Source organism: Paracoccus sp. (in: a-proteobacteria), from assembly GCF_046462195.1.
GTDB lineage: Bacteria > Pseudomonadota > Alphaproteobacteria > Rhodobacterales > Rhodobacteraceae > Paracoccus.
This window is the reverse complement of sequence record NZ_JBKGUN010000016.1, coordinates 1-6,747: the sequence shown is the minus strand read 5'-3', so window position 1 is coordinate 6,747 and position 6,747 is coordinate 1. Positions and strand designations below refer to the sequence as shown.

Annotated in this window: 6 protein-coding genes; 2 read left to right on the top strand and 4 right to left on the bottom strand. The window is 63.5% G+C overall.

Translation table 11 applies throughout. The annotated features are described in order from the left end of the window. The first annotated feature begins 242 nt into the window (after positions 1-242). Positions 243-1,838, top strand: coding sequence for a phosphoenolpyruvate carboxykinase (locus tag ACLHHB_RS01170; protein WP_410216447.1), 1,596 nt, complete (start codon positions 243-245; stop codon positions 1,836-1,838). Between the two features lie 61 nt (positions 1,839-1,899). Here ACLHHB_RS01170 and argF read toward each other — a convergent pair whose 3' ends face one another. From argF to ACLHHB_RS01150, 4 genes are all read right to left on the bottom strand, one after another. Further along, positions 1,900-2,826 (bottom strand): ornithine carbamoyltransferase, encoded by a 927-nt coding sequence (gene argF, locus ACLHHB_RS01165; RefSeq protein ID WP_410216446.1) that lies wholly within the window; start codon positions 2,824-2,826, stop codon positions 1,900-1,902. A 119-nt stretch (positions 2,827-2,945) separates the two neighbouring features. Next, positions 2,946-3,398: a GNAT family N-acetyltransferase gene (locus tag ACLHHB_RS01160; protein WP_410216445.1), complete on the bottom strand. Its 453-nt coding sequence runs from the start codon at positions 3,396-3,398 to the stop codon at positions 2,946-2,948. A gap of 16 nt (positions 3,399-3,414) precedes the next feature. Beyond that, on the bottom strand, positions 3,415-4,587 hold the full coding sequence (locus tag ACLHHB_RS01155) for an aspartate aminotransferase family protein (RefSeq protein WP_410216444.1): 1,173 nt from the start codon (positions 4,585-4,587) through the stop codon (positions 3,415-3,417). A gap of 232 nt (positions 4,588-4,819) precedes the next feature. Further along, positions 4,820-5,638 carry an ABC transporter permease gene (locus ACLHHB_RS01150; RefSeq protein WP_410216443.1) on the bottom strand — a complete coding sequence of 273 codons (819 nt, stop codon included), beginning with the start codon at positions 5,636-5,638 and terminating at the stop codon, positions 4,820-4,822. 117 nt (positions 5,639-5,755) lie between these two features. Here ACLHHB_RS01150 and ACLHHB_RS01145 point away from each other — a divergent pair, with 117 nt between their 5' ends. Continuing rightward, positions 5,756-6,367 (top strand): GcrA family cell cycle regulator, encoded by a 612-nt coding sequence (locus tag ACLHHB_RS01145; RefSeq protein WP_410216442.1) that lies wholly within the window; start codon positions 5,756-5,758, stop codon positions 6,365-6,367. The last annotated feature ends 380 nt before the right edge of the window (positions 6,368-6,747 follow it).

The window sequence follows — 6,747 nt, the reverse complement described above, 5'->3', positions numbered from 1 at the left end:
TTTTCTTCAATCGCGACTGTTGTGGCATGCAGTTGCATCCGAATCACCTTTTCCGAACGAGGACCCCGAAACAGGAGGGCTCTTGCTGAAATATGACAGCTTGATCGCTATGTTGGCGATAACATTTGATGTTTACGCTAACTGTTTGCGCTGCCTTGTTTCGCCTTGGTTTGCCCATGTTATAGCCGGACCAAGCGGTGAACGGGACCGCAATTGCGAAAACAGCCACGGAGCCATGGACCATGACCACGCGTGTAAACCCCAACTGCCGACTTGAAGATCAGGGCATCGAGGGGCTGGGTCAGGTCCATTACAACCTGCTTGAGCCCGCACTGATGACCGAGGCCGTATCCCGCGGCGAAGGCCAGTTGGGTCTGGGCGGAACCTTTCTTGTTTCGACCGGCGCACATACGGGGCGTTCACCCAAGGACAAGTTCGTCGTCCGCACCCCCGGGGTCGAGGATTCGATCTGGTGGGACAACAACAAACCTATGGCGCCCGAAGCATTCGACCTTCTGCATGCCGACATGCTGGCACATATGAAGGGCCGTGACTACTTCGTGCAGGACTTGTTCGGTGGCGCGGACGCGAACAATCGCCTTGATGTCCGCGTGGTGACTGAACTGGCTTGGCACGGCCTGTTCATTCGCCACCTTCTGCGCCGCCCCGAGGCGCAGGAACTGGAGGCATTTGTGCCCGAATTCACGATCATCAACTGCCCCGGCTTTAAGGCTGATCCCGCACGGCATGGTTGCCGGTCGGAAACCGTGATCGCCATGAACTTCGACAAGAAGCTGATCCTGATCGCCAACACCGCCTATGCCGGCGAAAACAAGAAATCCGTCTTCACGCTCCTGAACTATCTGCTGCCCGAAAAGGGCATCATGCCGATGCACTGCAGCGCCAACCATGCACCGGGCAATCCCGATGACAGCGCGGTCTTCTTCGGCCTGTCCGGTACCGGCAAGACGACGCTGTCGGCCGATCCGTCTCGTGTCCTCATCGGCGACGATGAACACGGTTGGTCCGACACGGGCATCTTCAACTTCGAAGGCGGCTGCTACGCCAAGACGATCAACCTTTCAGCCAAGGCCGAGCCCGAGATCCACGCCACCACGTCACGCTTCGGGACCGTGATCGAGAACATGGTTTTCGACAAGGACAGCCTGGAACTCGACTTCGAAGACAATTCGATCACCGACAACATGCGCTGTGCCTATCCTTTGGAAGCGATCTCGAATGCTTCCGCCACCAGCCTCGGCGGGCATCCCAAAAACGTCATCATGCTGACCTGCGATGCTTATGGCGTCCTGCCGCCGATCGCGCGGCTGACACCGGCGCAGGCGATGTACCACTTCCTGTCGGGCTTCACCTCCAAGACGCCGGGCACCGAAGTCGGCGTCTCCGAACCCACCCCGACGTTCTCGACCTGTTTCGGGGCGCCCTTCATGCCGCGCCGTCCCGAGGTTTATGGCAAACTGCTGCAGGACAAGATCGCGCAGCACGGCGCATCCTGCTGGCTGGTCAACACCGGCTGGACGGGCGGCGCCTTCGGGACGGGCAAGCGCATGCCGATCGCCGCGACCCGCGCCCTGCTGGCCGCAGCCCTGGATGGCAGCTTGAACGACGTAGAGTTCCGCAAGGACCAGAACTTCGGCTTCGAGGTTCCAGTCAGCGTGCCGGGCGTCGAGGACCGCCTGCTTGACCCGCGCCAGACTTGGACCGATCCTGCCGCCTATGACGCACAGGCGCGCAAGCTGGTGCAGATGTTCTCCGACAACTTTGCGCAGTACCTCGACGAGATCGACGACGAAGTTCGCGCCGCCGCCATCGGCTGAACCTGCCTTCGAACAACAAAAGGCCGCGCTCCGGCGCGGCCTTTTTCATGCAGCCCTTTGGTCAGAGACCTAGACAGTGCCGCATGATCGCCTTCTGCGCATGGAGCCGGTTCTCCGCCTCGTCGAAGATCACCGAATGCGGGCCGTCCATCACTTCACTGGTCACTTCATCGTCGCGATGGGCAGGCAGGCAGTGCATGAACAGCGCGTCCGGCTTGGCCCGGGCCATCAGGAGAGCATTGACCTGATATCCGCGCAGCTGGTTATGCCGACGCTCCTTGGCAGATTGTGGATCATGCATGCTGACCCAGGTATCGGTGACGATCAGGTCCGCGCCAGCCACGGCCTTGTTCGGATCCCGCTCGATCGTGATAGGTCGTCCCATCCCGGCGGCGTAGTCAAGGCATTCGCGCTCAGGGTCCAGAGGGGGAGGGCCGGTAAAGGTCAGGTCAAAGCCGAACTGTCCCGCAGCGTGGGCAAAGCTGGCAAAGACGTTGTTGCCGTCACCGGACCACACGACCTTCCTGTCGCCGATCGGGCCGCGATGTTCCTCAAATGTCATGACATCGGCCATGATCTGGCAAGGATGCGTCCGGTTCGTTAGCCCGTTGATGACCGGCACCGTGGCATGCTCGGCCATCTCCAGAAGGGTCGCCTCCTCGAAGGTGCGAATCATGATCAGGTCCACGTAACGCGACAGGACACGCGCGGTGTCCGCGATCGTCTCGCCATGGCCCAGTTGCATCTCCGATCCTGAAAGGATCATGGTCTGGCCGCCCATCTGGCGCACGCCGACATCGAAGCTGACGCGCGTGCGGGTCGAGGGCTTTTCGAAGATCAGGGCCACCATGCGCCCGGCCAGAGGCTGGTCGTCATCGGGGGTGCCCTTCGGGCGGCCATTACGCGCGATCTTCATGTCACGGGCCATGTCGATGATCGACCGCAAGGCGGCGCGGTCAGTGGTATGGATATCCAGGAAATGGGTCATCAGTCTGTCTTTCGGCGATTTTCGCAAGCAAGCCCGTTTGCCCCGGCGGGGTCAAGGGCGCGCAGCCCCCACCGCGCACGGCGCGACCTCCCCAAGGTTCTTCAACATGCAAGATGCCGTCATCGCAGGCGCGTCATGACACGGGCCGGATGGCCGTCAGTGTCCAGGCGCACCTGATCGCCGAAAAAACCCGCCTTCCGGTATGCACGGATGGCACGCAGGTTCTGGGGCGCAGAGTCCACTGCCAGGGTGCCGGCATGATGCAGCAGCAGATCCCCGAGGGCCTGCAGCCAGCGGCTTCCCTTCCCAAAGCCTGTAGGGGCGGAGAACACATCCAGCGCGATTGCACCCTCAGGAAGATCCGCAAGATGCGGGGCGTGCCACTGATGCGCATCATGATGCTGGGCATAGGCCACTGGCATATCATCCATGATCACGATCAGCTGCGTCATGGCGGGATCGTCAAGGTCCTGGATCAGCAGATCCAGCTGGTGCTCCGGCCCCTTCCACCAAGCGGACACCTCTGCCGAGGTCAGCCATTCGGCCAGCATCGGCAGATCCGCCCGGGTCATGGGCCGGAACGTGCAGTCAGGCATCGAACTGGGCCGCGGCCCGGTCAAGCCGCTCGACAGCCTCGGCAATCTCGGCATCTTCGATGTTCAAGGGCGGCAACAGGCGGAGGGTGTTGTCGCCTGCAGGAACGGTCAGGATGTGCTGGGCATACCCCGCCTTGACCAGTTCGGCCGGTGCAACACGGCATTTCAGCCCCAGCATCAGCCCTTGCCCCCGCACAGCCTCGAACACGTCGGGATGTGCCGCGACCAGGCCTTCCAGCTTTTGCCGGAAAAGGGCGCCCTTGCGGTTGACCTCCGCCAGAAAGGCCGCGTCAGCGACAATTTCCATGACCCGGGCGCCAACGGCACAAGCCAAAGGATTACCGCCATAGGTCGACCCATGCGTTCCCGCCACCATGCCCGCTGCCGCAGCCTCGGTCGCCAGAACGGCGCCCAAGGGAAAGCCGCCGCCAATGCCCTTGGCCACCATTATCACGTCCGGAGTGATTCCTGCATATTCATGGGCGAACAGTCGCCCAGTCCGGCCCATCCCGCACTGCACCTCGTCCAGGACCAGCAGAGCGCCGATCTTGTCGCACATCTCGCGAATCTGCCGCAGATCCGCGTCAGGCAGGGGACGGATGCCCCCTTCACCCTGGACAGGCTCGATCATGACAGCCGCAGTGCGGTCGGTGATGGCAGCCTCCAGTGCGCCGATGTCACCCCAGGGCAGCGTTCGAAAGCCGGGCATCAGCGGCCCGAATCCCTTGACCATCTTCTCGGCGCCCGAGGCCGCGATGGCCCCGGTCGAGCGACCATGGAACGCCCCCTCGAATGTCAGGATCTCGATCCGCTGCGGGTCGCCCGCGTGATCCCAGTACTTGCGCACCATCTTGATGGCCAGTTCGGCCGCTTCGGTGCCCGAGTTGGTGAAAAAGACCGTGTCGGCAAAAGTCCGGTCCACCAGCAGTCCCGCCAGCCTTTCCTGCTGCGGGATCTGGTACAGGTTCGACACGTGCCAGATGCGCCCCGCCTGCTCGGTCAGGGCCGCGACCAGATCCGGATTGGCATGTCCCAGCACGTTGACCGCGATCCCGGACCCCAGATCCAGATATCGGGTCCCATCGGCAGTGATGGCCCAAGCGCCCTCGCCGCGGTCAAAGGACAAGGGCGCGCGGTTATAGGTCGGCAGGACGTGCGAGATCATGGCAGGGCTCCGGCAGCGAAGATCGGGGAAAGGGACGGAACGGACGCAGGAAAGACGGGACGCAAACCCATGCAGGGCAGCATCAGCGTCGGGTGCAGGTGGAGCGTCGTTGTGTCATGGCGCAAAGGATGCGCAGCTTTGTCCCGCGACGCAAGCTGGAAAAGCGCAGGCTGTCAGGGCAACAGGAAAACTGCCCTCAGCCGTTTTCGCCCGGAACGGCGCCTGCCACGGCTCAGGGCTTCATCCGGTAACCGGTGCGCAACCAGCGCCAGGCAATGAACAGCACCAGCGACACCACCGCGATGCAGATCACCAGCCCTCGCGCCGGCGGCGCATCGCTGACCCCGGTCACGCCATAGCGTGCCCCGTCGATCAGGTAAAAGATCGGGTTCCAGTGCGACAGGGTGTTGAAAGGCTGCGGCAACGCCTGAACCGAATAGAACGTGCCGGACAGGAACGACAGCGGCGTGATCACGAAATTGGTGATGGCGGCCATCTGGTCGAACTTTTGCGCCAGGATCCCCGCCAGGATCCCCAGCCCGCCCAGCAGAAGCGCGGCCAGCAGGACAAAGCACAGCGCCCAAAGCGGATGCGCAATCCCTCGCCCGGTCACCAGCACCATTCCCGTCCCGATGACAAGGGCCACAAGCCCCGCCCGCACCACCGATCCGGTCAGATACCCCGCCAGCAGTTCCCCTGCAGACAGGGGCGGCATCAGCGTGTCCACGATGTTTCCTTGCACCTTGGCCGCAGTGATCGAGCTTGACGTGTTCGCGAAGGCGTTCTGGATTACCGTCATCATCAGAATGCCCGGCCCGAGGAAAACCAGATATGGCAGCCCCATCACCTCGCCCCGCCCCTGCCCTAGGGCCAGGGCGAAAACCAGCACGAAGAGGCTTGCCGTCATCAGGGGCGCAAAGATCGTCTGCTGCCAGACCGCCATGAAGCGCATGACCTCTCGCCGTGCCAGGGTGCGAAGGCCAAGCCAGTTGACGCGGCCGAAACGGCGGACGCCCATGACGGGGTTCTGGGGGATCATCCGGGAGGTCATCTTGCGGTCCTTGAATTTCTGCGCATCGGCGGCTAAATCTCGGCATCCCGTATGTGACGGGGTCAATCGCAGGTTTCAAGATGGGGCGGCTGGTCAGACCCGCCCGGAAAGGCAGTCATGTCCTGGACGGATGAACGTGTCGAGACGCTCAAGCGGATGTGGTCCGAGGGTCAGTCGGCCAGCGCCATCGCCAAGGAACTGGGCGGGGTGACCCGCAACGCCGTGATCGGCAAGGTTCACCGCTTGGGCCTGTCGAACCGAAACGACGAGGTGGAGGCCGCGCCGCAGCCCGCCGCAGCGCCGCCCGCGGCCCCCGCACCCGAGCCCGTTGCTGAAAGGAAAGCGCCCAAGCCGGCCCCCGCACCGGTTGCGCGCCCCGAGCCGGAGCCTCAGGAAGACGTCGCCGAGGCCGAACCGGCCACGCAACCTGCCTTCACGCCCGTGCCGCGCCGCCCGATCGTGCCCGCCGGCCAGCCGCTGCCGCCGCAGCCCTCGGCCAACGAGATCAGCCCCGAAGCACTGGCCTCGGTGCGCGAGGTGGAAAAGCGTGCCCGCAAGCTGACGCTGATGGAACTGACCGAGCGGACCTGCAAATGGCCCATCGGGGACCCTGCAACGGACAAGTTCTGGTTCTGCGGCCTGCCTTCGGTGGCCGGCAAACCCTATTGCGAGGCCCATGTGGGAGTCGCGTTCCAACCGATGAGTTCGCGCCGCGACCGTCGCCGCTGACGGCCTGCCCTTGGCGCTGTCAGAACCGGGTCGCCCTTCGGCGGCCCGGTTTTTTCCGCGTGCAGCGGCACAAGGACACCCCCACTTCCCAAACTGGCCGTTTTCCTGTATCCCCCGTCCATCTGCGACGTGAGGTCCAGCCCCGGGGCACATGCAAAGGATAGGGGCGGCGGCCCCATTGCCGCCGCGACGACAGGCACCCGCAAGCCGTTTGCCTTGATGTCCTCCCCAAGGCCGCGAAGCTCCTCGGGTGACATCATCGGGAAAAGGTCGGCCGCCGGATGGATCCGCAGCACATCGCGCCAGGAGGTCATTGCCCGTCCTCCTCGTCTTCATCGCCGGGGAGTGGTGTCTGCGGCCCGTCTGGGTCGAAGTCCTCG